Source organism: Mesorhizobium sp. M2E.F.Ca.ET.209.01.1.1 (assembly GCF_004010375.2).
In the GTDB taxonomy this organism is placed as follows: Bacteria; Pseudomonadota; Alphaproteobacteria; order Rhizobiales; family Rhizobiaceae; genus Mesorhizobium.
Genome location: NZ_SADP02000019.1, coordinates 83,979 through 110,077 on the forward strand (window position 1 = coordinate 83,979; position 26,099 = coordinate 110,077).

At 60.7% G+C, this 26,099-nt stretch carries 22 protein-coding genes and 1 pseudogene; 9 read left to right on the top strand and 14 right to left on the bottom strand.

Annotated elements, in window-relative coordinates:
- The first annotated feature begins 99 nt into the window (after positions 1 to 99).
- On the top strand, positions 100 to 1,344 hold the full coding sequence (locus EN852_RS27655; RefSeq protein WP_189546223.1) for a glycosyltransferase: 1,245 nt from the start codon (positions 100 to 102) through the stop codon (positions 1,342 to 1,344).
- The gene (locus EN852_RS27660; RefSeq protein ID WP_127878761.1) at positions 1,345 to 3,348 is read left to right on the top strand and encodes an O-antigen ligase family protein; all 2,004 of its coding nucleotides are present in this window, start codon (positions 1,345 to 1,347) and stop codon (positions 3,346 to 3,348) included.
- Here the strand turns inward: EN852_RS27660 and EN852_RS27665 are convergent.
- Positions 3,290 to 5,338, bottom strand: coding sequence for an acyltransferase family protein (locus EN852_RS27665; protein WP_127878763.1), 2,049 nt, complete (start codon positions 5,336 to 5,338; stop codon positions 3,290 to 3,292). The two genes, EN852_RS27660 and EN852_RS27665, sit on opposite strands and share 59 nt — an antisense overlap.
- Before the next feature lie 44 nt (positions 5,339 to 5,382).
- Positions 5,383 to 7,395: an acyltransferase family protein gene (locus tag EN852_RS27670; protein WP_127878765.1), complete on the bottom strand. Its 2,013-nt coding sequence runs from the start codon at positions 7,393 to 7,395 to the stop codon at positions 5,383 to 5,385.
- A 401-nt stretch (positions 7,396 to 7,796) separates the two neighbouring features.
- Between EN852_RS27670 and EN852_RS27675 the strand changes: the two genes are divergently transcribed.
- Complete coding sequence (locus EN852_RS27675) at positions 7,797 to 8,810, top strand: NAD-dependent epimerase/dehydratase family protein (RefSeq protein ID WP_127878767.1); 1,014 nt, start codon at positions 7,797 to 7,799, stop codon at positions 8,808 to 8,810.
- A gap of 158 nt (positions 8,811 to 8,968) precedes the next feature.
- Positions 8,969 to 9,595, top strand: a complete 627-nt coding sequence (locus EN852_RS27680) for an MraY family glycosyltransferase (protein ID WP_246694429.1) — start codon at positions 8,969 to 8,971, stop codon at positions 9,593 to 9,595.
- Between the two features lie 167 nt (positions 9,596 to 9,762).
- Here EN852_RS27680 and EN852_RS27685 read toward each other — a convergent pair whose 3' ends face one another.
- The 3 genes from EN852_RS27685 to EN852_RS27695 form a co-directional block, all read right to left on the bottom strand.
- A complete protein-coding gene (locus EN852_RS27685; protein ID WP_246694430.1) occupies positions 9,763 to 10,362 on the bottom strand; it encodes an acyl-homoserine-lactone synthase in 600 nt (199 codons plus the stop codon).
- A gap of 81 nt (positions 10,363 to 10,443) precedes the next feature.
- A complete protein-coding gene (locus tag EN852_RS27690) occupies positions 10,444 to 11,175 on the bottom strand; it encodes a LuxR family transcriptional regulator (RefSeq protein ID WP_127878774.1) in 732 nt (243 codons plus the stop codon).
- 168 nt (positions 11,176 to 11,343) lie between these two features.
- Entirely contained in the window at positions 11,344 to 11,610 is a 267-nt protein-coding gene (locus EN852_RS27695) for a helix-turn-helix transcriptional regulator (RefSeq protein ID WP_127878776.1), read from the bottom strand.
- Positions 11,611 to 11,774: 164 nt separating this feature from the next.
- On the opposite strand from EN852_RS27695, the gene EN852_RS27700 reads away from it, so the two are divergent.
- Positions 11,775 to 13,076, top strand: coding sequence for a threonine synthase (locus tag EN852_RS27700; RefSeq protein WP_246694433.1), 1,302 nt, complete (start codon positions 11,775 to 11,777; stop codon positions 13,074 to 13,076).
- On the opposite strand, the gene EN852_RS27705 is transcribed toward EN852_RS27700, so the two are convergent.
- From EN852_RS27705 to EN852_RS27715, 3 genes are all read right to left on the bottom strand, one after another.
- Positions 13,071 to 14,144 carry a PLP-dependent cysteine synthase family protein gene (locus tag EN852_RS27705; RefSeq protein WP_127878780.1) on the bottom strand — a complete coding sequence of 358 codons (1,074 nt, stop codon included), beginning with the start codon at positions 14,142 to 14,144 and terminating at the stop codon, positions 13,071 to 13,073. The genes EN852_RS27700 and EN852_RS27705 overlap by 6 nt on opposite strands.
- Positions 14,138 to 15,076: a kinase gene (locus EN852_RS27710; protein ID WP_189546225.1), complete on the bottom strand. Its 939-nt coding sequence runs from the start codon at positions 15,074 to 15,076 to the stop codon at positions 14,138 to 14,140. Before EN852_RS27710 ends, EN852_RS27705 begins: the two co-directional genes overlap by 7 nt.
- Before the next feature lie 117 nt (positions 15,077 to 15,193).
- On the bottom strand, positions 15,194 to 17,575 hold the full coding sequence (locus tag EN852_RS27715; RefSeq protein ID WP_127878782.1) for a transketolase: 2,382 nt from the start codon (positions 17,573 to 17,575) through the stop codon (positions 15,194 to 15,196).
- Positions 17,576 to 17,701: 126 nt separating this feature from the next.
- On the opposite strand from EN852_RS27715, the gene EN852_RS27720 reads away from it, so the two are divergent.
- Together EN852_RS27720 and ehuB are read left to right on the top strand one after the other, a co-directional pair.
- Positions 17,702 to 18,172: an Lrp/AsnC family transcriptional regulator gene (locus EN852_RS27720; protein ID WP_127878784.1), complete on the top strand. Its 471-nt coding sequence runs from the start codon at positions 17,702 to 17,704 to the stop codon at positions 18,170 to 18,172.
- A gap of 250 nt (positions 18,173 to 18,422) precedes the next feature.
- Positions 18,423 to 19,295, top strand: coding sequence for an ectoine/hydroxyectoine ABC transporter substrate-binding protein EhuB (gene ehuB / locus EN852_RS27725; protein ID WP_127878786.1), 873 nt, complete (start codon positions 18,423 to 18,425; stop codon positions 19,293 to 19,295).
- A gap of 91 nt (positions 19,296 to 19,386) precedes the next feature.
- On the opposite strand, the gene EN852_RS27730 is transcribed toward ehuB, so the two are convergent.
- Together EN852_RS27730 and EN852_RS27735 are read right to left on the bottom strand one after the other, a co-directional pair.
- Positions 19,387 to 19,827, bottom strand: coding sequence for a CopG family transcriptional regulator (locus EN852_RS27730; RefSeq protein ID WP_126060889.1), 441 nt, complete (start codon positions 19,825 to 19,827; stop codon positions 19,387 to 19,389).
- 5 nt (positions 19,828 to 19,832) lie between these two features.
- Complete coding sequence (locus EN852_RS27735; protein ID WP_127878788.1) at positions 19,833 to 21,818, bottom strand: conjugal transfer protein TraG; 1,986 nt, start codon at positions 21,816 to 21,818, stop codon at positions 19,833 to 19,835.
- A 37-nt stretch (positions 21,819 to 21,855) separates the two neighbouring features.
- On the opposite strand from EN852_RS27735, the gene EN852_RS27740 reads away from it, so the two are divergent.
- Positions 21,856 to 22,146, top strand: coding sequence for a hypothetical protein (locus EN852_RS27740; protein WP_127878790.1), 291 nt, complete (start codon positions 21,856 to 21,858; stop codon positions 22,144 to 22,146).
- A gap of 1,447 nt (positions 22,147 to 23,593) precedes the next feature.
- On the opposite strand, the gene EN852_RS27745 is transcribed toward EN852_RS27740, so the two are convergent.
- Positions 23,594 to 23,857 (bottom strand): hypothetical protein, encoded by a 264-nt coding sequence (locus EN852_RS27745; RefSeq protein WP_246694431.1) that lies wholly within the window; start codon positions 23,855 to 23,857, stop codon positions 23,594 to 23,596.
- Between the two features lie 39 nt (positions 23,858 to 23,896).
- Here EN852_RS27745 and EN852_RS27750 point away from each other — a divergent pair, with 39 nt between their 5' ends.
- Positions 23,897 to 24,751 carry an ATP-dependent DNA ligase gene (locus EN852_RS27750; protein ID WP_127878792.1) on the top strand — a complete coding sequence of 285 codons (855 nt, stop codon included), beginning with the start codon at positions 23,897 to 23,899 and terminating at the stop codon, positions 24,749 to 24,751.
- Positions 24,752 to 24,821: 70 nt separating this feature from the next.
- Here EN852_RS27750 and EN852_RS27755 read toward each other — a convergent pair whose 3' ends face one another.
- From EN852_RS27755 to EN852_RS27765, 3 genes and pseudogenes are all read right to left on the bottom strand, one after another.
- Positions 24,822 to 25,052: a hypothetical protein gene (locus tag EN852_RS27755; RefSeq protein ID WP_127878794.1), complete on the bottom strand. Its 231-nt coding sequence runs from the start codon at positions 25,050 to 25,052 to the stop codon at positions 24,822 to 24,824.
- Between the two features lie 117 nt (positions 25,053 to 25,169).
- Positions 25,170 to 25,580, bottom strand: coding sequence for a hypothetical protein (locus tag EN852_RS27760; protein ID WP_127878796.1), 411 nt, complete (start codon positions 25,578 to 25,580; stop codon positions 25,170 to 25,172).
- A gap of 438 nt (positions 25,581 to 26,018) precedes the next feature.
- Positions 26,019 to 26,099, bottom strand: a pseudogene (locus EN852_RS27765) (IS3 family transposase); the annotation flags it as partial.

The following is a 26,099-nucleotide window of genomic DNA, read 5'->3' on the forward strand; positions in this document are numbered from 1 at the left end:
CCGACCGAAACCTAGGCTTGCGACTTGCCTCCACCCTGTGGCAAGTCGATCCGTCAGCATAGGGACGATTTGGAAATGGTGCTTCGAGACGAAGCTTCGATGGCTGATGCCAGGGCGCAAATGTCCTCGTCTTCCAAGCTCCAGAGGGTGCGTCGCAGAGGGGTGCTGTTCGTTATCGGCCAACTCGAGCACGGTGGCACGGAGAGCCAGCTTGTTCTGCTTGCCACGGAATTGAAGAAAAGAGGCTGGAAGGTCGAGGTCTTTTCGCTTTCGTTTGGCGGCATCCTGGCCGAGCCCCTTACCCGCGCCGGAGTTCCGATATCATATGGGCTTCATCGGCCGACCGCATCTGCGACACCAGGCAAGCTCAATGCCAAATCGGCTGTCGCCCCAAAGACCCGCCCAAGTGTGAAGGCGATGCTGGTTCTCGGCGCTGCGGTCGCTTCGCTTGTCGCTCGGATCGCGTGGTCTCGGCCGCGCGCGGTCCACGCGTTCCTGCCTTTGACAAACTTCCTGGGTGCCCTGGCGGGGCGATTTGCGCTGGCGCCGCTCGTGATTACCTCGCGACGCGGCCTTGGCAACCATCAGGAACGATGGCCGCGGCTGAAGCGTATGGATCGGATAGCCAATCGCCTCTCGCACGTGGTTGTTGCGAATTCGAACGCGGTCGCAGCCGATATGGCGGGCCGCGACGGCTATGACGTCGATCGCGTCCTGGTAATCCCGAACGGTCTCGATCTCAGCCGCTTCGATAATGTGGGGCGCCGGCGGGAGGACACGCGCGGCCGGCTGGGTCTCAAGCCCGAGGACATCGGTATAGCCATTGTCGCCAATCTTATCCCCTACAAAGGGCACAGCGACCTTATCGACGCACTCGCCTACGTAAGCCAAAGCCGGTCGAACCTGGTTCTCTTTATCGCAGGACAGGATCGCGGAATCGGAGAGGCTCTCATAGAGCAAGCACGGCGCCTCGGCATAGAAGCGAATGTGCGGCTTTTGGGGATGCAGAATGATGTTCCAGGCCTGCTTGCCGGCATGGATGTTGGTGTGATCGCCTCCCACGAAGAAGGCTTTTGCAATGCTTTGATGGAAAAGCTCGCCGCAGGGCTTCCCGTCGTCGCCACGGACGTTGGGGGCAATCCAGAAGCCGTCGCCGGCATGCCCGGCTGTGAATTGGTGAGGCCTCGCGACCCTGCCGACCTGGCCCGCGGGCTTCTTGCCGTTCTCGAACGGCTGCCGGAACCCTCAGTTGAACGGGAGTTTCGTCAGCGGACGATGCGGGAGCGCTACTCGACAGCAGCAATGGTCGATGCGTACGAACGTCTCTATCTGGGGGATGTTTGAATGACCGGGACTGGAGGTTCGCGCTCGGCGAACTCGGCACATCCACTGCAAGCGACGGTGACAAACATCTCCGCCTGGCTTTGTGCATTCGTCATCGTCATCTATCAATCCTGGTTCATGCCATACCTCCTTCCGTTCTTTACGGGACGGGAGGAGTTAGCGCGGCTTGTTTTTCATGCGCTTTATGGCGGGGTGCTAATCGTTGCGATCCTGGATCTCGCAACGCGCCGCGACGTGCGCGTTGCGATCCTGCCGCTTGCGGCTGCCGCCATTTTTGCGATCGCCCCGGTCGGGCTGCATCAGGTAGAGATCGTCGCAGAGTGCTATCTGATCACCCTTTTCCTCGGTGGCGCGGCAATAGTTTTCATGCTTACGTCAACCCCTGCAACGCTGTTGCGGCTATCGGCGTCGGTCACTGCACTTGGCGCGGTGGCGTGCTTACTCGACCTTATGTTCGCCAACGGCTTCACCAATACCCCTGGCCGTGCCGCTGGCCTGGCGATCAACCCCAATGTCGCGGCGGCTGGGCTTCTGCTCGGGGCAGCAGCCAGCTACCGTGCCGTCTCGCCAAACTGGCGCCCGAGCTTTCTCGTCCTTGTCGGCACCGGGCTTCTTGTCACGCTTTCCCGTTCGACCCTTCTAGCCGCGTTCGGTGCTGTCGCGATCCCGGTTGCCGTGCACCTTTGGCGGCAATTTCGCGGCGATCGACATTTCCGGATTGATCTCCAAGGCTGGGGCCGTGCGGCGGCGCTAGCATTTGTGCTGCTGGCGGCTGTGGGCGTCGCGCTTGCCACAAATACCTATTTCCGTGTTGCCATAGACGAATCGCTTGCCGGCGTCTTGTCGATCAACAAGGCGCTCGACGAGGCATCGGAGGCTGTCGATGCGTCTTATGATCAATCCCTTTCCGTAGTCCCCACTGCGCCGTCGCCTGAAGGGATGTCGGTTTCGCCAGGATCGTCCGCAGAAATCGACCAGCCGCCACCAAACCCTGCGGCCAGTTCAGCTCTTCCTCCGCCGGCCGGCGAGGTTGCAGACACCGCTGCCCAATCGTCTTCGCCGTCAGGCGCTTCGCGGTCGCCCGCAGCCTTCGAACCAACCAGCGCCGCAAAAATCCACGCCCTTGACCAGCGTCTGACCGATGAGGGCAAGCGAAATTCGATCTCGGCGCGGGCACTCTTTCTCGAGCGCGGCCTGCTCGCCTATCGCGAAGGCGGCTTCTTCGGTCGAGGACTAGAGGAGGCCCAGGCTCTCGCGCCGCACAACACCTTCCTCCTCTTCGCGATCGCCTTTGGCCACCTCGGCTGGTTGCTTCCGATCGGCCTCGCTGGCTTCACCTTCTGTTTCGTGCGGGATGCGAAGGACCTGCCCCTCGGCATCGCTGTCGTGGGCGTGATGCTGACGTCGCATGACCTTTTGCTCACACCCAGCCTTTTTCTTCCGGTGGCCCTGGGGATTGGTGCTATGCTTGCCGAGCGAAGCGTGTCGAACTCGTCGTCGGTTGGCAGAGGTGGGCGTTGGAGCTTCGCCTGCGGGACCGTAGCAGGCGTCGCGGCATTTGGCGCCGGTTGTGTCGCGATCGTGCTTGTCACGCCGTCGCTGGCAAGCCGCCAGCTGTCGAACGCAAGCATGGTCTCTGCGCGTGGCGGATACGAGACGCTATTGCCGCCGCCACAATTCCCCGGTCTTTTCCGGTTTGACAGTCTTCCCGCCACATCCTCGTCGCAAGCATCCTATCTGCGCGAGGACAGCAAACAGCTCCAGCGGATCGGCTGGTCTCCCCATGCATGGCCTGCGGTGCGGCCGGGCGAGTATACATTCCGCCGGCGAGACGCAGTGCTGTTCGCGGCCACAGATTCGAGCGATCCTCGCAACAATGGACGAACTTACGAGGTCGCCGTCTCTCTCTCGGTCAGCGCACTCTGCTTTATGCTTATGGGCACAATCATCGCATGGTCGATTGCGACAGTGGCTGCCGTGACGCCACGGACAAATCGGTCTTAAGTCTTTCAATGATTCTCGGAACGACAAGCCGTGCACCGAAGATCGACAGATGGTGATCGTCGACATAGAGGCTATGTCCGCGGTCCGTGGCATGGCACTCGGTCGCCGAGCATATCGCGACGATGGGATCGACCAGGTCGAAGCCAGGATGTGTATTTGCGAAGGCACGAAACGAAGCCTCGAACGTGACATGCTCGATGCGCGACGGGATCGGACATGGCAAGGAAAAGTAAGCTGGCCTCACATCACAAACCAGATTGATGTTGGGGGCGTGCCCAATCAGAATGACCGGGCCTTGAAAACCGGCGTAAAGCTTCGCGATATCGCCGAGCATTGTCGGAAACAGCTGCGCGACGTCAGGCATGTCGACCGGCGCGCCATCCACTTTCCGTTCGAGAAGATTGCGATATCCAGGCCAACGCTGCCCTTGGACGATGGCCACGATTCCACCAGCTTTTAGCCAACGCGCGGCCTGGTCTGTTGCGTTCCGGCAATGCTGTGTGACCGCGCCGGTGGTCCGGGTCTGAAGCTCGGCTCCAAAATAGCAATTGCCGGCCTCCGCCAACAGGAAATGGAAGTTCTGTCCACCGAGTTCGTTTAGCGCGCGTGCGTAATGTTGAACATGTGAGTCTCCGACAACCAGCACCTTGTTTGGGCTTTGGAGATTTCCGTACTCACAGAAATCCTGACAGTCCAACGAGCCGGTGATCGCTTTCAAGGCCTCGCTGTTAGCCAGCTCGGCTCCCGCGACCACCGACTGAAGACGCCATGGCATTCCGCCGGACATCGCGTAGCCGACCAAGGAAAATAAGACGAGGCCGGCCAAGGAAAGCCTGGCGGTTGCGGCCAAGCCGCGGCCGGCTCGATAGGGCTGCTCGACGCAATGAAACATCAAAACGGCCAGGACAAGAGACAGCAGCCCGACGGAAATGGCTTCGGCAGGCTGTAGCGTTCGAAGCAGGCCATATTCGCAGAACACGATCAGCGGCCAATGGATAAGGTAGAGCGAATAGCTGATCCGCCCGAGATATACCGCCGGACCGTTGCGCAGGACGAGCGCTGCCCATCGTGAACGGTCCGCCTGCAGCACCATAACGGCACCGAGTAGTGTTGGCAGAACGATATTGAAGGCGGGGGTGCCCGAACTGCTATCAAGAAGGAAGATCGCGCCGCCGATTAGCGCCAAACCGAGCGCGACGAGCAACTCGTGAACAATGGCGTGACGGGGCTTAGGAAGCCACGCCAGCGCCGCGCCGCAAGCAAACTCGAACACTCGAAAAGGCGTGTTGTAAAAAACCGTCGCCCAGCCGTCGGCGATCCACTCGGCTGCACGCGTCCGTGAGAGCAGCCAAAACGATCCGTCCTGGAACGCCAGAATGAGGCACAAGCTTGATGCAGCGATCGCCAGCATCGGCCAGACCATTCGCCGTGGATATCGGCCAAGGAAAGCCCTAAGCAGCACCGGCCAGACGAGATAGAACTGCCACTCCACGCTCAGCGACCAGCTATGCAGGAGCGGTTTCATGCGTGCGGCGATATCAAAGTAACCCGTCTCGCGCCAGAATAGGATGTTTGAAACGCCGAAGTTGGCGGCCACCAGCGATTCGGCGAACATCTCCAGATGCTGGGGCGCGAACAACAGAAACGCAGCGATACATGACAAGGTCAATGTCGCGAAGAATGCGGGCAGGAGCCGGCGAGCCCGGCGCGCCCAGAACCGCGCAAGACCGAAACGCCCTGCCTCGATATCGGCTACGATTACGCGCGTGATCAGAAACCCGCTGATCACGAAAAAAACATCGACGCCGACGAACCCGCCGGAGAAAGCTAAAACTCTCAAATGGAAAAAGAGGACTGCCAAAACAGCGATCGCTCTAAGCCCGTCGATCTCGGCGCGATAGCTTTCTGGCCCAGCGATCATCGCGGCCGAAGGTGTGCCGGCTTGCCCTTCGACAACCGGTGTGGCAACTCGGGTGTACCCCCAGGTCAAGCGGGTCGCTGTCGAGCAACTGGCCTGGCTATCTGGCCGTCCGCTCAATTGCTTCTGGTCGCCAATTGGGATTGGTCTGCGTCCGCCGTCGACACCTGGGCTCGCCCTTGGCCTGTATCAAGAGCCGCATAAAAACCCATCATTTTCGCAATCGCATCGTCGGTTTCTGGCTTGAGGTTCCTGCGCATATGCGATCCGTCACGGTAGATGAACTCACCGTTGACGTAGGTGATGCAACGCTTGTCCGGACACATTCCTTTGAGTGGATCAACAACGAAAACGGCGTTTTCCTCAGAGAGCGATCCAAGCGCGGTAACCATTGGCAACCAAACTCGCAGGACACGCTCGCTATCTATCTCCGTCGAGCAACGTCTCAGCATGCCGCTTTCTCGCATCACTGCGCACGAAGTCAGATCCAACCCTGGGCCGGGCACCTGCCCAATGATCCCGATGCGCCGTTTCGGGAAGGCGATTTCGTCTGCAAGGCTGTGTAAGCCATCGCGCAACAACAGGACTTTGTCAGTCTGCCGCCCATCATCGGCCACCACATCGGTATAGGATAGGCTTGTCCAGGCCGAGGCCAACACCACAAGGTCGATGTCTGTGCGCTGTCTGAGCATACCGACCATCGCCCTCCGCGACGAACTGCAGATTTCCCGGTAACCGGGCTGTTCCGGAAAGTCCCGGTGGATACCCTCCCCGAAGGCGGCCGGGCAGGCTCGATAAAGAAAGAAGGCGGTATTTTTTCCTTTTCCCACGGTATCGAATAGTGGGGCGAGATGTTCTGCATGGCTGTCGCCCCACAGCACGGCGTGGTGCCTCGCCTTGTTCCAAGGCGCGCCGAAGGCACAGAACGTGGTGCCGAACTCAGGAATATTCACCATTTGCGGACATGGCCAATCCCACATCGCGTCGAGGCTGCGCATAGCATCGACCTCTTTCGAAATCCTGTTGGTGAAACCACCGGCTTCGAAGATCGCGTTGCCGCTCAGACAAACCATCGCTGCAGCGATCGAGCCGGCGAGCAGTGCCCTTCCCGGAGGTGCACGCAGGCGGCGAATGGGCTCCTCGAGAAAGCGCCAGGAGAAATACGCCGCCAACCAGGCTGTTCCGATCAGCGCCAACGATTCTACCGCCGTCGGCTCGGTGCCCGCATAGTGACGAAAGAAAACGAGGATCGGCCAATGCCAAAGATAAAGGCTGTAGGAAATCTTTCCCGTCGAGCGTAAGGGTGCACTCACAAGCAAAGCTGAAACCGATGATGGCGAACGCGGCCAGACGAGCAGGACAGCGCCGGCCACCGGTAGGAGCGCGGAGAGCCCCGGAAAAGGCCAGCTCGGCGACAGCCAGATGGTGCCGGCTGCGATCAGGCAAAGGCCGATCAGCCCGAGCGCTTCCGACGTGCCGCGGCGGCCTATCGGCGGCGCAAAAACAAGCATTCCGCCAACGGCCAGTTCCCAGGCCCGGCTGAAAGGAACGTAGAATGCCTGCTTCGGATCTAGTGCCACTAGATGGAGGGCGATCGAGAAACTGATCAGCGCGAGGATGCCGATAAGCGCGGCGATTGGCAGTCGGCGTCCCCGAGCGAGCCCCTTCGCAGCAAGAATCAAAACCGGCCATGCGAGGTAGAATTGCTCTTCGACACCGAGCGACCACAGATGGAGCAACGGAAGCAGCGCCGCCTCGCGATCGAAATAGCCGGTATTCCAGAGGAAATAGTAGTTTCCCAAACCGAAGGTGGAATAAGCGGCGCTGCGTCCCAGGGCGGCATAGTCTCCGGGAAGCAGCAGGAACCAACCTGCAATCAGCGAGAAGGAGATCATCACCAACATTGCCGGCAGTATCCGGCGGATACGTCTGCCGTAGAATTCGGCCATCGATGGCCCGCGACCTTCGGCAACCAGGAGACGCGTGATCAAATACCCGGAAATGACGAAGAAGATATCGACGCCGACGAATCCACCCGAAAAGCCAGGCAGCTCGAAGTGGAAGAAGATGACGATCGCAACGGCGATTGCGCGCAGGCCGTCAATGTCTGGACGATGGTCGGATTTCAAAACGCTCCCCGCCGGTCTGACAGGGCGTAATTAGCGCAATCACCTTAGGTGAGTCGACATCACATGGCCGGATACGCACTCCTTCCGGCCGGCTGCCCACATGAAATTAGCAGGCACTCGATATACCCCCTCGTAGAAATATGGGGATACCCTCAGAATTTGTTTCGCGCTAGAACAACCGGAATATAGATAGTCGCGGATATGAGCCAGATCAGTTCTGGCCTTTACAGGCCGAGAGGTCTCCCCCCGGCAACCGGTCGGATGAGGTGCTTGCCGTTGCATATTGAGGACGACGAAATTCGCGACACCGGTAGAAAAAAGCGGTTGTTCGTTGCGTCCTTGACTGTATAAAAACTCTCCCGTGCGTTGCGAGGCTACGGGTCGATCAGGAGGGTGGCACGTTGGACAACCATAGCGCGGAGATGGTTGAATTCGGCCGGCATACACATGTTCTGGTTACAGGCGGCGCGGGCTTCGTAGGGTCGGCGTTGGTTGATCTGCTGCTTGCGCGCAACTGCGCTGTCACCGTTATCGATGACCTCTCGAACGGCTTGTTGAGCAATCTTCCAATTGGCAACCCTCGCTTGACGATCCATACCTTCAGAGTCGGCGATCCGGGTTTCAGTGCGACTGTCCACGATGAGGTCCGTCGGGCTGACGCGGTGTTTCATCTCGCGAGTCCGATTGGGGTTCAACTTGCCCATAAGGAGCGCTTTGCCGTCACCAGCGGGATTCTGGAGTCGGGATGCGCGATCGTCGAGGCATGCCGGTTTCACCGGCGCCCGCTGCTTTATACATCAAGCTCAGAAGTTTACGGTTCGGGTCGGGATCGGCCGATTACTGAAGCCGATCCGGTGATTACGGATCTGCGGCCACGATGGGGTTATGCATCGGCGAAGGCAGCAGTCGAGCATCTTGTCGCCGGACTATTTTTCGATCTCGGCATACCGACCTGGATCGTGCGACCATTCAACATGGCCGGGCCGCGGCAACGATCGGCGACGGGCCTGGTCTTGCCAGTCTTCGTTAACGCCGCCTTGCGTGGTGAGCCGCTTGTCGTTCATGATGACGGCGAGCAGAGGCGGGCATTCCTGCATGTCGCCGACGCAGCCGAAGGGCTGCTTCTGGTCATGCAATCCCGATCCCTACGCGGCCGGCCGGTCAATCTCGGCGGCAGCGAGGCCGTTCAGATCGGCAACCTTGCCAAGATGGTGGTTGAAGCCGCTAAGACGAACGCCCCTATCGTCATGAAGCCATCCAACGCGGTTTATGGCGAGCGTTTCGCCGTAACCTGTGATCGGGTGCCGGATACCAGCCTTTTGACCACCATGACGGGCTGGCGTCCGCTGCGCAGCACTAGGCAGACGATCGCTGACTGCATCGAGCACATGTGCGCCAAACGAGTGATGGCTTGACGCTTGGCTCATTCGTCCCGTTCGTCGGGGCTCTGTTCATAGCTATCCCTTGCGTTTGGGTGTCGGCTCGCCTTGCGACCTTCATCGGCGCAGTCTCGAAGGTCAAGAGCGACCGATGGCACACGTCGGGCGAGGTTCCTCGGCTGGCGGGACCGGCTATGCTGGCGGCGATGGCCCCTTGGCTTCCGGCTGAGCGTGGTCTTCTGCTCGCGGCCTTCTGCTTGATCGGCGCCCTCGATGACATCCGTTCGCTTTCCTCCGGCGCTAAGGCAGTTGCACTGGCCGCGGCGTCGATCCTGGCTGGTATGGTAACCGGCCTGTGGTGGGTTCCAATCGTCATTTGGATAGCCTGTAACGCGGTCAATATGCTCGACCATGCAGATGGTCTTGCGGCGAGCGTCGTTGCCGTGGCGTTTATGGGTCTGGGCGGCGACGTCGGGTTGGCCGGAGCGGGCGCCTGTCTTGCCTTTCTCTGCTTCAACTATCCGCCGGCGCGCATTTTCATGGGCGACAGCGGCAGCCTTATGCTTGGTGCGGCAATCGTGCTCTACGCCTCCGGGGGCGGCTTAGGTGCATCACTGGCATGGATAGCCGTTCCCCTGATCGACGCCGTGTTCGTTGTCTTCCGCCGATTGCGGCAAGGACGCCGGCCGTGGATCGGCGGCACGGATCATCTTGGACATACTTTGCTGCGAAAAGGCGTGAGCGCCAAAACATTGCCCATCCTTTACGCGGCAACTGCTTCGGTAATCGGCCTGATATTCTCTGCTTTGCACAACTCATAAACCGTCAAATTTGCAGCCGTCCCAATCGCTGGACTAACCAGAAAGCTGGCGTAGTTTGATGTCGGCTTTCCGACTTAGTGCTCCTTCCAAGGTGACGGTCCAATTGCGGCCCAAAGTGGTCGTCGGAGAGGTCTTCGGTTGGGGATCGATTATCGGTGGCAATCAGCCTAGATTTTATCCGCAAGTATGACGCCGCTGATGCCGTAAGCGCGGCGGGTCTGCTCAATCGCCTCAGGCGTGACATCGATCAGCAGCGCGATGATGTCGCCATCGGGATGCTGGAGAGCGTTGCCGAGTTCGAACAGCGTCCAGCCAAGCGCACGCAGGCGCTTTGGCCAGAATGTTTCGCATACCACGCTGATCTGTCGAATTCCCAGACTTTGCGCCGTCTCGAGAAGCCCGCAGAGGACGAACCCAGCAACCGGCGACGAGGCTCCCTTCGTGCGAAGAGATGGGATGACAAAGAAGCGCGTCCATTCGAAAATTTCGGCTGCCCTCGGCGGTGTTCCGCCGGCGAGTATCGGAAAGACCTCGCTCATGAGATGCGGCTCCAGCGTGGGAACAAGACGGGAGCCGCCCACGATCTTGCCGTTGGCATCGAGCGCCAAAACATAAAGTGCGTGCTCGTTGTCAAAGGCGTCGATCTCGATGTTGATGGGCCGGGCGACGGCGCGCCATCGCCTCTGCTTGACGTAAATGTCGTATCTTATGCGAAAGTAGCGCTCCAGAACCTTCCTGTAGAGCTTCCTGTTTTCCCAGGTGACCAAATGTATACGGACCATGACACCTCCAGGCGGAGGGTCGTAGGAAAACGGACTTGCGGTACGTATGACGGTATTCAGGTATTGCTAAATGTGGATTTCCTGCCGTCGCAGCGCTTTGACGATGGCATGTGACACATTGATCGCATCGAGCTTTCCCCGGATGTTGCGCTGATGGCTTTCGACCGTGTTCCTGGTAACGCCGAGGATGCAGGCGATATCGTCGGTGGTTTTGCCTTGTGCGCTCCACTCCAGGAGCTCGCGCTCACGCGCCGTCAAAGGCGTGGGCTCATCGCCGCCGCCGTCGCCGGGTGTTCCCAGCCCTGCGAGGCTGCGAAAGGTATGAACGCAAAGCGTCTCGATAAAGGGCAAGGTGCTTGGCGGAACTTCTATCCGGTCGCTCGCCACTGTGACGACACTTGGCCCCGCTAGTGGCACGTGAATGGGAACACAAATACCGTCTTTCATCCCGAACTCAGCCGCCTCGTCCATCACCAGTCTTGAGCGCTTAGACAGTCTCGCGGCCGGAAGCTCTCGCCACAGGAAGGGCTGCGGCGAGTGCCGGCACTGGGCAACGCAGGGATCGTGCTGAAAGTGATCCTCGGAGATATAGCGATTATACCAATCGACGGGCCAGCCATCACCCAGGATCTCGCGTTGCCAGTCCGCATCGTGCGGCACCGGCAGGCCGGTGATCAGAAAATTGCGAAATCCGTAGCGCGCCAGGGCCGAGCGGAACTCCTGAAGGATTGCTTCAGCCGACCGTGCAGTGTCGATCTTCGAGATCGCCGCAACGAGGTCAATGATTTCGTTCTCCATTGGCAGACCTAGACCGCAAAAAAGGCCCTACCCGCGGAACAACCTATGCGTGTCCAGATGCCATCTTCAATGGGACCAACACCGAATGTACACTGAAGGAGTCAATTAGACGGCTTAAAGTCGAGAAAAGGTGAATCGCGCTCAACGTATCGACGAAAACATCAGGCTTCATTCCGTCGACTTCGCCGCACCTTGTTTCGTCGCCCGAATAGCTCGCCTATTCACCGGGATCGCCGAGACCAACTCTTGCGGCTCGACATTCAAGGCCTTGGCCAAAATCTCGACCGTATCCAGAGTAGCGTTGCGCCGTCCGGCTTCGACGCTACTGATATAGGCTCGCGTGCGGCCCGAAACGAAAGACAACTGCTCCTGAGAGAGTTTTCTTTCTCTCCGAAGCCGCTGCACGTTCAGACCAAAAACGCCGCGAAGTTTCATCCAACAACGGATGCTACGGCGCGCACTATGGTGCGACACACTATAGTGCACATTCCGCATTGACAGCGGTGCCGTGGGCTGTTTGAAACGGCGAGCGAATTCAATCATTTCCCGGACAAGGAATAGCCATGTCTAGCCGGCGGTTTCGCGATCTCGCGCACGACATGTCCGCGCATTCCTCGGGTGAGACCAGCCGTCCAGAAAGTGACAAATGCCGGGTCCTGGAATTCGCCTGCATCCGATGCGGTGCGTCCTACCCTGCCGATGTCAGTATCGACTCCAAAGGGTGCGCGCGGTGTCGGGAAACCGCGCCGGCAAATCTTCGGCCGGTCTACTCGGACCCAAACCCTCACCCTTTGGAGAGCGCCACCACCTCGCGCTCCCTGTGGCGTTTCGCGCCTATGCTCCCCTGCACGGAAGCGGAGGCAGTGAGCCTGGGCGAGGGTCTGACGCCTTTGCTTGCAGCGCCGCGCATCGGCGCGTTTCTCGGCGTACCGAACCTCGCGGTCAAGGACGAAGGCCGAAACCCGACCTGGTCGCATAAGGACCGCTTCTCAACCATCGCGGTCAGCGTGGCGCGGGCGCGTGGCGCAAAGACCGTGGCGACCGCCTCCTCGGGGAACGCCGGCGCTTCGCTGGCGGCATACGCCGCCCGAGCCGGGCTGAAATGCGTCGTCACCACTTTCGCGGGCTCAGCCGGCGCGATGCTGGCGCAAATCCGCAAGTATGGCGCGACGGTGCTGCCCCTGGTCAACAAGATGGATCGATGGTCGCTGCTTGAACAGGCCGCCGCCCGCTACGACTGGTTCATCGCCTCGCCCTATCACGGTCCGGTCGTCGGCAGCCATCCCCTCGGCATCGAAGGCTATAAGACGATCGCCTACGAGATCGTCGAGCAGCAGGATGGGATGGCGCCAGACTGGTGCGTCCTGCCGGTGTGCTATGGCGATGCGTTGTCCGGCGTGTGGGCGGGGTTCTGCGAGTTGTACGCACAAGGGGCGATTTCGCGCCTGCCTCGCCTCGTCGCCGCGGAGGTGCACGGGTCGCTGACGGACGCCCTCGCCAGCGGCGCCGACGCCCTGAGCGAACGCAAGATGCTCTTCGACAGTCTTGCCGTATCGATCGGCACGCCACGCAGCACGTATCAAGCGCTGAAGGCTCTGCGCGAATCCGGCGGGCACGCCGTCCCCGTCAACAATCATGGCCTGATCCCGATGCAGGAACGCCTTGCGCGGGATGAAGGTATTTTTGCCGAACTGGCGTCGGTCACGCCGCTGATCGCAATATCGACGTTGACGGATCGAGGTGTCATCGCAGCCACGGACCGTGTCGTGGCGGTAGTGACGGCCAGCGGTCTCAAGGACCTCGATCGGTCCGCCGCATCGAACCAACATGACCGGATCTTCCAGACGACGGACGAAGCCTGGCACTGGCTTGACGAAAACGGGCCGGAGCTCAGTTCATAGATTTTCCGCCGCGCCAACGGCCGGCGGCACCTCGCTCGCCGACTGCGTTTTCAGCACATCGTCGAGACTTCGACCAAGCCAAAGAAAGCGCGTCCATTGTGTCTCTGCTGCCGGCACGATTGTCGTCAGCGTCCTCGGCTCGGAGAGTTCCTTGCAAGGCCAGCCAGGCAGCGTGCCGAGCCAGTCGTCATTATAGACAGTCTCGGCGTGACGATGGCCTTCGTCGGGCATGATGACCGCGACCTGTGCGTCCGGAAGCGTCGATGCAACCCATTGCGCCACCAACGCGGCGGCACCGCTGGTCGGCCCCATGAAGATCCCGTACTCGCGCAGCAAACGGTGCGCGGTCATATAGGCCGGATAGGCGCCAACCCAATGTATCTCGTCGACAAGCTCGTGCCTGACGTTTTTCGGCAGAACGCTGTTGCCCAAGCCCCGCAGCATGCGTTTGCCGACGGGCTGTCCGAACAGAATGCTCCGATGCGTATCGACGGCGAACACCGTCAGGTGGGGAAAGACCGTTCGCAGAAAGGACGCTGTGCCGCATAGCGAACCGCCCGTACCGACGCAGCCGACCAGGCAATCAACCTTGCCCATTGCGCGGATAAAGAGTTCGGCCAGCCGCGCATAAGCGAGCCAGTTCCCTGGACTGTCGTATTGGCGGGTCCAGAAGCCGTCCCGCTCCTTGGCCAGGATTTCCTGGAGGCGCTCGAGCCGGCCGGCCTGGTTGCCGTCGCCGCGCGGATCGTCAAGCGCGATGACCGTGGCGCCAATGCGCTCCAGGCGGGCTTTGTACTTGGCATCGATCAGCGTTGAGGCGGTGACGAGCGTCAAGCGATAGTCACGTGCCGCCGCGAGCAGCGCCACCGCCATGCCGAAGGTGCCGGACGTCGTCTCGACAATGTGGGAGCCGGCTTTCAGTTCGCCATTCGATGCTGCCCGATCCAGAATGTAGCGGGCCGGCATCAGCTTCATCAGCGGAAAGGCGGCGGCCACGAGGTTTGGCGCCAGGAGCGCAAGACGCGGGGTCTCAAGGTCTCTGATATAGTCCACTGCGGGGGTCACCATGTCCGACCCTCCGCATTGACCATATGGACCTCGACGTCATTGAAGCCGGCGCGTCTTATCTGCTGCGCGACGAGCGCTGCCCGCCGCTTCAGGTTCGCCGCGAAAAGATCGAAAATCAGACCGAATAGCGAGCCGCTATGGGCGACCTGCACCCCGCATGCGCCGGCTCGCCTGGCGATTTCGGCGATCTCGTCGAAGCCCTGTTTGGGCAAGTGGCGTTGGCTGATCGCGGCACTGGCCGAGGCGGCGCGTCCGAGAAGATATGGGTCCTGGAGACGGACCGCCCGCGCCACCAGCGCCCGAAGCACGCCGAATTCCTGGATTTCAGCACTGTCGTAGCGCGCGGGCGGCAGCTGCAAAGTGTCGACCGGGACGCCATCATTTGCCTTGAAGCCGATGAGAAGCAGCGGCGGCAGGGAGCCGCCGAAATTCTCGATGACCACGCCTTCGCGTTGCGCGAACAGCACCGCGTGATCGTCAAAGGCGATCGCGTCGCTGGCGCGCTCGGCGGCAACGGCGAGACGCCCGATGCTGGAGGGCCGCAACTGGACCTTGAGGGCCGCGGCGACAGCGCGAATGGAAGCGACGACGTCCGCCGTCGATGAGCCGTAGCCGTGCCCCACGGGAATTGAGCTTTGAAGCGTCAGCACGCCGCCGCCGGTAACGTTCAGGAAATCGAGCGTGAGCCGCGCGGCTGCCGACGCCTTGATCTTGTGATCGGGGTGGACAACGATCGCGTCGTCGTCGCTCCTGGCGAAGGTCGCCTCCGATCTCAAGCCGGCAATCGGCAGCGTTACGAGCCCGCGGTGAAGGCGCCCGCCATCATCCTTGAAGACGCCCTGGATGAGTTCGCCGTGATGCGCGATCGCCGTTCCTGTCCCAACCGACGACCGCGAGATTTCACGACTCATAAGATCGCAGGCGCCAGCCATTTCCACCTCCCCCACGCTTACTCGCCGCGAGGAGGATGGCGCCGACGATTGCAAGCTGCCCTCAAGGAATTCCGGTATTGACGTGCTTTCTATCGAATAGCCCCCCGAGTGGCGTCGTCAGGCGGCGAAGCCAAGATGCCTCAGCGGCCGGCCGGCCGACACAGATTGCGCCGCAGCCATGATGCCTTGCGCATCGATCCCGTAATGCCGGTAGAGATCCGCGATCGTACCGGTCTGCCCGAAATGCTCGACGCCCAGCGCCCGCGTGCGGTGGCCGTGCACCGAGCCGAGCCACGCGAGTGTCGCCGGATGACCGTCCAACACCGTCACGATCGCGCAGGAGGCCGGAAGAGCAGCCAACAGGCGCTCGACATGACTGGTGGCGCGCGGATGACCATACTGGCGTGCCCGCGCCGCAGCCGACCATCCAGCGTTCAGCCGATCGGCCGATGTCACGGCCAACAGCCCGACGTCGCGCCGGTCTCCGGCCATCAGTCCCACTGCCTGTACCGCCTCCGGCGCGACAGCCCCTGAATAGGCGATGACGATTTCAGCGTTCGGTCCGGGTTTGCGCAGCCAATAGGCCCCATCGACGATGTCGCGCCCCGGCGGACCCTTCGCCTGACGTGTCGGCTGCTCGATCGATCGCGTCGAGAGCCTGAGGTAGACCGAACCCCCTGTCTGATCCCGAAGCCAGGTGCGGTCGTCGGGCTCGGCCTCACCGGAACGCTGGATGTAGTCGAATGCCCAACGCAGGATGACTGCCAGCTCATCAACATAGGCCGGCTCGAACGTCGCCAGCCCGTCCTGCGCCATGCCGATCAGCGGCGTGGCGATGGATTGATGCGCTCCCCCCTCTGGCGCCAGGGTGACGCCGGACGGCGTCGCGGCCAGAATAAAGCGGGCATCCTGATAGCAGGCATAATTGAGCGCATCGAGGCCGCGCTCGATGAATGGATCATAGAGGGTTCCAACCGGGAGCAGCCGCTCGCCGTGAAGCGAGTGGGACAAACCAAGCGCCGAAAGCATCGTGAAAAGGTTCATCTCGGAAATGCCCAATTCGAAATGCTGTCCCGACGGCGAAAAAGTCCAATTGAAGGTGGAGGGAATGCGTTCTTCCCGGAATAAGTCCGACTGATCGGAACGCGCGAACAGACCTCGCCGGTTCACCCAAGCGCCCAGATTGGTCGAGACCGTGACGTCGGGAGACGTCGTGACGACACGCTTCGCAAAATCGCTGTCTGATTTTGCAATGTCGTGCATCAAAAGTCCGAACCCCTGTTGTGTCGACATCGCCGCCTGGAGGGCAACATCGATCCGCGCCGGCGCCGGAATTGCGGGGGCTGTGTGGCGGCGCGTAGCTGCCTTGGCGATAGGAGCCGATGCCAGATAGGACCGGATCTCGGCCTCATCGTATGTGAGGCCCTCGAACCTGTCCCATTCGCGCCCTTCGCGAACGCCCATGACTTGCCGCAGCGCTTCGACCTGCGCCGGCGTCATCAATCCGGCGTGGTTGTCCTTGTGGCCGGCCAGCGGCAGCCCGAAGCCCTTTATCGTATAGGCGATGAAACAGGTCGGACGATCATGACCGCGGGCTTCCTCGAAGGCATCGACGATCGTCGCCAGATCGTGGCCGCCGAGGTTTGCCATCAAGGCGGCAAGGTCCTCGTCGCTGCGCTTCTCGATCAGGCGGGTGACCGGTCCCTGGTCGCCGAGATCGTCCAGAAGGCGCCTGCGCCATGCAGCGCCACCCTGGAAGGTCAGCGCGGAATAGAGCTGATTGGGGCATGCATCAATCCAGGTCCGCAGCTTCTCGCCGCCCTCTTCCTCGAAGGCCGCCTTTTGCAATGTCCCATGTTTCAGGATCACCACTTCCCAGCCGAAGTTGCGGAACAGCGATTCGAAGCGCTGCCACAGGCCCTCGCGCACCACCGCGTCGAGGCTTTGCCGGTTGTAGTCGACCACCCACCAGGTGTTGCGAAGGCCGTGCTTCCAGCCTTCTAGAAGGGCCTCGAAGATATTGCCTTCATCCATTTCGGCGTCACCGAGAAGAGCAACCATCCGACCTTCCGGCCGGTCGGCATTCCAGCCCTTTGCCCTGACATAGTCCTGGACCAGTGACGAGAACAGGGTCTGCGCCACGCCCAGTCCAACCGATCCGGTCGAGAAATCGACGTCGTCGATGTCCTTGGTTCGGGATGGATAGGACTGCGCGCCGCGATAGCCGCGAAAATTCTGCAATTGCTCGAGCGTCTGCTTGCCGAACAGGTACTGGATGGCATGGAAGACGGGGCTGGCATGCGGCTTGACGGCAACGCGGTCCTCAGGCCTCAGGACTTGGAAATAGAGCGCCGTCAACAAGGTCGAGGCGGACGCCGACGAGGCCTGATGACCGCCGATTTTGAGGCCGTCCTCCGACCCCCGAACATGATTGGCGTGATGGATCATCCAAACAGCCAGCCACAGAACCTTGCGTTCAAGCTCGGAAAGGATCGTCATCTTCAACTCCCGTCAGACTGCGACCCAACGGTAGCGGTTTCCAGACGTCAAAAGTGACTATTCTTATGCAAGCAGATCGACGATATTGGCTAATTCAGCCAACAGTGATGCCCAGATGAGGGAAACATGCCAAATCCGGCACTTGACGCAATCGACCTGAAGATCATCGCCGCGCTGCAGAAAAATGCGAAGGCGACAACGAACGATCTCGCCGAGGCCGTCGGTCTTTCGCCCTCGCCTTGCGCGCGACGCGTCAGGATCCTGGAGAGCGCTGGGGTTATCAAAGGCTACACCGTGGTCGTCGACCAGAAGAAGCTCGGCCTGCCGATCAGCGCTTTCGCGTCAATCAAGCTCGAACGGCAACGCGAGGACGATCTCGACCGCTTCTCGCAAGCCGTGCTGCGCTGGCCCGAGGTGGTCGATTGTTATCTCATGACCGGCCAGCGGGACTACCTGATGCGCATCGTGGTGCGCGACCTCGAGGCCTATGAACGGTTCATCAAGGACAAGCTGACGCGGCTGGATAACATCGCTTCGATCGAAAGCAGCTTCGCGCTCGGCCAGGTCAAGCGCTCGGAAGCTTTGCCTATCTATTAGATGTATTCTGCAGCGGTCATCGCGGCCGCAACTGGGCGAGATTGGACACTCGCCTTCAACTTGAGGGCAGTTCGCGCGCATGTCTGATTCGATCGCGCGGAGAGACGCTGCGCTTTCCCACTCGCCCCATGGCAATAATAAATACATATTTTGTACATATAGATTGACGAACTACACCTCCGCAACGTAGCGTTGAGCGGCCAGGGCGGAACGCCTGCGCGAAGACTCAATCTCATGGGAGGACTGCACGATGAAATTTCGAGCCCGATCGGCCGCCATTGGCCTGGCTTGCATCGCCTATGCCGCACTTGTCGGATCTGTGCTGCCGGCCACAGCGGAAACGACGAAAGAACGCGTCCTGAAGGACGGAAGGATCGTCATCGGTATCCATAATCGCGCGCCCTGGGGCTACAAGAAGGAGGGAACCGGCGAATTGCTGGGCTGGCACCCGGATCTCCTCAGAGCCGCTTTTGCCGATCTCGGCGTCAAGCAGGTCGATTTCGAGGTGACCGAGTTCGGCGCCTTGATTCCGGGCCTGATGGCCGGGCGTTTCGATGCCGTGGCGTCCGGCCTTTCGATCACACCGCCGCGCTGCCAGCAAGTCGCCTTCGGCGCGCCGGACCTGAGAACGGACGACGCGGCGGTCGTGCTGGCCGGCAACCCCAAGGCGATCCACAGTTATGCCGATCTCGCCAAGAAATCCGACGCGATCATGGGCGGTGGCCGCGGCAGCAACGTGATCGGGAATGCCATCGCCGAGGGCGTGCCGGAGGACCGCATCCTGCAGTTCCCTGACATCGAGACCAATCTGGCGGCATTGCGCGCCGGCCGCATAGACGCCGCCGTGTTCTCTTCTCCGACAGTGATCGGGCTGCTTGCCGGCAACAAGAGCCCCGATTTGGAGCGCGCCAGCCCGTTCACGACCAGCGAGAAGTCCATCAGCTATATCGCGATCGCCTTCAGGAAGGACGATGGGGATCTGCGTGACCTCTACAATAAGGGTCTGGCGAAGGTCATGTCGAACGGCACGATCGCCACCATCATGGCGAAGTATGGATTTGGCCGCTCGGAAAACGTGCCGCCAGGATTGACGACCTCGCAGCTATGCGGTGCCGCCAACTGACGGTTCTGTCAGTCGAAGGCGTTTGCACCAACAGGACTTGGAGGCGTCGCGCGGGCTCAGGCGGCGCGACCCTCCGACATGCCCTTTCAGGTCAATCTTGTGATGGATCGATCGACGGAGCGACGTCTTCTGGGATTTCCTGCCCCAAGGTTGGTCCTTTGGCCAGCCGCCTGCCGAGAGCGGCAACGAAAGCCTCATAACGCTCGCTTCCCTTGGCGCGCGCTGCCTGGGCCATCGGCTCAGGCAAAGCGGGTGTGGTCGCCAGCCAGAAGCGCACGAACACGGCCAGCGTTTCGATGGAGATGCCGACATCGCGCTCCAGCCTGGCGATCCGGCGGTCGATCCGGTCGAGCCGTTTGGACACCGCCGCCTCACGCTGGCCGTCGGCATCCGGAGAGAGGAAAGAGGCGATCGCCGCCTCAGCAACAAGCGACTGGGATCGATCGCGCCGGGCAGCATATTCGACCAACCCCTCCCTCACGGCAGGATCGAGATAGACGGAAATCTGCACCTTCTTCTTGGCTGACGTCACGGTCGTCACAACTCCATGCCGTCATCCGGATCGAGCGCGATCTGCCGCGCCACGCCTCGCGCTAGGCGAGCCAACCGGCTGCTGCTCGCGGCGAGATCATCCGTCTCGTCGGCCGCATCGGGCTCGAACTCGTTGACGAACGTCGGCTCCGTTGCAGCCGGCAGAAAGGGATCGAGCTCGGGCTGGCGCCGCCATTCGGAGTTGGTCGAGTCCTCCTGGACTCCCGCTCCGGAAGTTGTGGCTGGTGTACCAGATGGAGAAAGCGGCAACGGGAGGTTCGTCCAATCGTCAGGCTGCGGTTCAAATCGACCCGAAAGAGCCGGTGGCGGCAGAATGCGCTCCCGCAACCGCGGGTCCTCGAAATAGCGCGCCTTCCTGGCCCGGATCGGCGGCGTGCCAGCCAGCATGACGATCTCGTCGCCAGCCGGCAATTGCATGATCTCGCCGGGCGTCAGCAAGGGCCGTGCCGTCTCTGAGCGTGAAACCATGAGGTGACCGAGCCATGGTGAGAGCCGGTGACCGGCATAGTTCTTCATCGCCTTCAGCTCGGTAGCCGTGCCAAGGGCATCGGAGACACGCTTGGCGGTGCGTTCGTCATTGGTCGCGAAGCTGACGCGCACATGGCAGTTGTCCAGAATGGAATTGTTGGGCCCGTAGGCCTTCTCGATCTGATTGAGGGATTGCGCGATCAGGAAGCTCTTCAGCCCATAGCCGGCCATGAAAGCGAGGGCGGATTCGAAGAAATCTAGCCGTCCGAGCGCCGGAAACTCGTCAAGCATCAGAAGCAAGCGGTGACGATCGGTCCCGGCATGCAAATCCTCGGTCAGGCGGCGGCCGACCTGGTTGAGGATGAGACGGATCAGCGGCTTGGTGCGACTGATGTCGGAGGGCGGCACGACGAGATAGAGCGTTGCTGGACGGGTGTCGGTGACCAGATCGGCGATGCGCCAGCCGCATGCGCGGGTCACCTCGGCCACGACCGGATCGCGATAGAGCCCAAGAAAGGACATCGCCGTCGAGAGCACGCCGGAGCGTTCGTTGTCGGACTTGTTCAGCAACTCACGCGCCGCGCTGGCGATGACCGGGTGCGGACCGCCCTGCCCCAGATGCGGCGTGGTCATCATCGCCAACAGGGTTGATTCAATCGGCCGCTTCTGATCGGACAGGAATGCCGCCACGCCGGCCAGTGTCTTTTCCGGCCCGGCATAGAGCACATGCAGGATCGCGCCGACCAGAAGCGCGTGGCTCGTCTTTTCCCAATGATTGCGCCGTTCAAGCGAACCTTCGGGATCGACCAGGATGTCGGCGATGTTTTGCACGTCGCGGACCTCCCATTCACCGCGACGGACCTCGAGCAATGGGTTGTAAGCGTCGGATCTGGAATTGGTCGGATCAAAAAGCAGCACACGGCCGTGGCGGGCGCGGAAACCGGCGGTCAGGCCCCAGTTCTCGCCCTTGATGTCATGGACGATCGCCGAGCCAGACCAGGTGAGCAGCGAGGGCACGACAAGGCCGACCCCCTTTCCCGAACGCGTCGGCGCAAAGCAAAGCACATGCTCTGGCCCATCGTGGCGCAGGTAGTGAGACCCATACCGCCCCAGCACCACGCCGTCCGGGGCGAGCAGGCCTGCCGCCTGCGCCTCGCTCTTTCCGGCCCAGCGGGCGGAGCCGTAAGTCTCGACATTCGTCGCCTCGCGGGCACGCCACAGCGACATCCCGATCGCCACGGCGATAGCGATGAAGCCACCAGACGCGGCAATGAGACCACCGCTCAGGAAGATGGCAGGCGCGTAGGCTCCGTAGAAATACCACCACCAGAAGATGGCAGGCGGATAATAGACTGGCATGCCGCCGATCACGAACCACGGCGTTCCCAACCCCACTTGGTAGCCTAGTTGCCACGCCGACCATTGTGTCGATCCCCAGGTCGTGAAGAGCACGACCAGGAAGACAGCGAGGATCTGCCCCCAAAGGACTTTCGTTCCCGACACTCGTTTCTCCTTATGCCGGCACTTCAACGAGGTTGCGGTGAGATTCAACCGCCGCCTCGCGCCGATGGCGCTGCGGCGCACTGCCGGCAAGGAAAACAAGCGATCGGCGGCCACGATCCCGGCGCAATGTCGCGGGATGGCGAACGTCGTCAAGGGCAGCCCAAGGCAAGCCTTTTGCCTAGGATCCCAAAAGCGCGTCGCGCAGGCCGGCCTATGCCGCAGCCGGTGGCGGCGTCGCGGGCCGGGCAGCGGGCAGACTTCCCAGCTGCAGAGCCAGCTCGCCCTGGTCAGCGCGGCCTTGGCGATCGGTGGTCTCGCCTATGGCTAGCATGCCCGCCGCAAGGCGGCGCGCGTGGCGTCGCGTCGGGTTTTTGCTTCCCTATACGAGCCCGCATCGTTCCCCTCGGTGCGGGGCTCGTTATCAGCGCAACCTGGTTGCGGTAAGTGACCTGGCTGACGAGCTGACGAGGCGGGAAGACATCCCAGCCATCGGGGATCAACGAAGAAATCGACAGCGTTTTCGAGTTGATTTTCGAAGCGATGGAGCATCGGGAAGGCAGCTTCACGTAGCAAAATGGAACACTTTACACGCCGATGAGTTATCTGTGCAGCGGTCGGTCCCCAGGGATGTTAGCCGCCGGACTGGGAAAATCGCAGGAAGCCCGTCGCTTACGCTTATTAGCTGCGACGGGCTTTTCATTAGCGACACCTAAAATTTGTTAATGTGGGTGAGTCACAACTAGCGCATAGTGTCGCTCTGCCCCGCACTTCAACCGGGGTAAGAGCCCGGCCTGTCTGCCCGAAGTCCCCCCGACTCCCCCCCGCAGGCCGGGCACCGCTGTCGCGAACGCGAACCCTTCTGAATTATGCCCAGAAATGGTCGGCGATTACGGGGTTCGTGTTAACCACCGGGTCCCTATGTTGTACGCCGGTTCCTGTTGGCAAGGACGCCGGATGCGCCGAAAAGACAAGAGCGATGAGGTTTCGATCTATGACCTTGACGCTTTGCGCGCGGCATTCCGTCAGTCGATTAGGGACAACGGCGGGGAAGCTTCCGGGTGGTCCGATCAGGCCGAACAGTTCCTCAGTAGTGTTACCAAGGAGGGCTTTCGCAACCCCGCGAGTCCTTCGCGGCGAAGAGAAGATCCTCGGCCCCCGTTGACGAATGGGAACAACGTCGCTGCGTGGTGGCAATCGGTACTGAAGTCCTTGCGAAACAGAGGCCAAGCCGAACAGGGAAAATAGAGCTGGTTGCTCAAAGACACCGATAGCCCGCTGCAAGTGTGCCACCTCACCGCAGCGGGCTAGGGATAGCCGGCGTTATCTAGTCGGGAGCCGCGCCGGCTTATGCGAAGCGATATATGCAATTTATCTAAATTACTGCGCGACTGACATGGTGTGATCGCGGAAGGCGACGGGGCTGGCCGGTGCGCACCGGGGTTTTTCTTGGGGAATGTGCTGCACCGGCCACTGCGGGGTTGGTTAGGTGGCAACCAGTTTCCTCCCGCTCACGCAATCTAGACGCGTATTAGCAATCACTCAATTAGTCTGAATGCCCGCAGGTATCTAGGCCTAAAGGCTCAATTCACTTCGACTGCCGTGTCCACACCGCAAGCCGGTACATCACTGTTGCCGCACAACTACAGCGCCGCCGATCGCTGTTCGGTTATGACACCTAGTTGCGTGGGTTTCTGGGTCTGCCGGACCATCCGGGAAAGGGGTGCACGGCAGGTTGAGGGAGATAGCCGTCGATTTCGGTCGGCGGGCTTGTCATTTCAGGACTTGATGCTAGGGGCGGGCGGCTTCGTGCTGTCAAACGACAATCGCTCCACCGTAGCAACAATCGCGACTGACAGTGCCTCGGCCTCGTCGAGTAGCGTCGGGCCATAATGCCCGTTCACCTGCTCCTCGCTCATAAGCACGCCGGGCGGGCAATGCTCCTCGATCGTCGCCCGGATCATGCGAAGCGCTGCCCGGCATTCATGGTCATTCTTCATAACCAAATAAACATTCAATTTTGCTAAAATGTTCCGGAACAAGGCAGCGGCCTGTGCCTTGAATCGTGTTGGGGTTGTGCGTTGCGTCTCACTTTCATCAAGCCGATGGAGCCCGAGCTGGTCGACCAGCCTCCGAAGGGGGATGGCTGGTCACATGAGGTGAAATTCGACGGCTACAGAACCCAGCTTATCAAGGACGAGGACGGCATCCGGCTCTACACGAAGACCGGGATCGACTGGACGAGCAAGTACCGGCCGATCGCGGCGGAAGCGGCAAAGCTCAAGGCCGAGAGCTTCATCATCGAAGGCGAGATGATCGTCACGAATGATGCCGGCCTGTCCGATTTCCATTCGCTGCGCTCGGCAATCACGAGGCGGCCACAGGACCTCTACCTGGTGGCTTTCGATCTCTTGCACCTTAATGGGCACGACCTGCGCGACATGCCGCTCCAGGACCGCAGGGAAGTCTTACAAGCGCTTGTTCCGGTCGGCGGGCATATCCAGTTCAGCGAGGCCCTGCCAGGCACTGGCGACGCCGTCTACCACCTTGCTTGCGAAGCGAACCTGGAAGGCATCGTTTCGAAGCGGCTGGACAGCGTCTACCGCTGCGGCTCGACCATGAACTGGCGGAAGATCAAGTGCTACATCGAGAAGGAAATGGACATCATTGGCGTGCAGCGAGAGCACGGCAAGCCGGCCATGGTATTGATGGCCGACAAGGGCCGCTACATGGGCGGCGCCTTCGTCACCTTCAAAGCAGAAAAACGACAGGATCTATGGAATCGTGTTCAACGCAAGACCGGCGCGCCACCGCCGAAGGGCCTTGCCAAGCAAAAGGCCGAATGGCTGAAACCCGGCTTGGTCGGCCGCGTCAAGTTCCTTAAGGGCGAGGAGGCGCTGCGTCACGCCTCGCTGAAGGATTTTCGGGAGGATTGAGGCAGTCGCAATGCCACGCCCCATGACGACCCACCTCGTTCTACCGCCAAATAGGCGACGGGATTTTTCGTTAAAGCAGCCAGTCGGTCACGAAAGCGGGAATGTGCGAGCCATGGTCTGCTAGAGCGGTGCTCGCGTTTTCCGGCAACGAAACGTCCGCATGTGGAGCGAAATGATCGCCGGCAGAGGCGGTCTCAAGATCGGCGCCAAAGATGGCTGGTGGAAGGTGGCCGGCGGCTTGATCGGGAAGCTTGCTTAGCACGTCGTTTGGCATCGGGAATGAGGTTGGTTTACCTGACATCGATTATCCTCCACACGACACCCCCGCGACTAACTTTAGGTTCAACTAATATTAAAATGCAAGATTGCTTTTATCGGAATCGGAACCTCACTGGGCCCGCGTATCCGCGGGGACATCCTAAGGCGGGCTCTTGATAACTGTGAAGTAGACCATCGCAGGCTGCGCAATGAGACTGAAGTCCTCATTGCGGCACAACCGCTTATAGAAGAACATTGGTTCACCGCCGATGGTTGAAACCACTTCTCCTCGGGGATAGATGTCGGCGGAAAGCGCGGCTCGCAAATCCTGTGTCACCTCGATCGGCGAGCCGGGTTGTGGGGGTGGGGCATGCCGCGATTTTTCTTCGACCTCGGCCATGGCGGGGATACCTACCACGATAAGCAAGGAACCAGCCTGCACGACCTCTGGCTGGCCAGACAAACAGCCATCGCGATGGCCGATAGATTGGCGGGAGAAGCCAAAGGCCACGATGTCGTCTGCACCGTCCGCGATATCAACGGCAGGCAGGTTATCCAGATCACGAAGCAAGCGTGACGGGGAGCCGAAGAGTCGCAACGTCACGGCCGGATGAAAAAGCCCCAGCGCTAGGGGTTCTGGCGCCGGGGCTTAGTTTGGCCACGTACTACAGGGTGCATGTCCACTTATTAGCTTGCGCTAATCTCGTTAACGCTGGGTGAAGCGGTGTCCCTGAGCCATTGCCGATAAGCGACTTTGCGCAGCCTGGGAACTCTTAACAATTGAGGGCGCGCTTCGCCGCTTTGTGAGCGCATGATCACTTTCTTGGCCCACGTGCCGGGCCGAGACTCCACTTCACCCCCTGGCTCCGGCCGGCGGACTTTTTGTTGGACAAATAGCCGCGAACCACGCCGCCAACCCTGCCCTGCGGCGGTTGCCGCGCAACAAAAAGCCCCGGACAAATCTGAACTGACCCCATAAAGTTGGACGGTTCATTGAGCTGGGTAGGTTTAAGGGCTGGGTCCTGTATTGCACAGGGCTCAGCCCTTTCAGTTTCAATTTGATGCGGCGGTGGTTGTAATAGTCGATGTA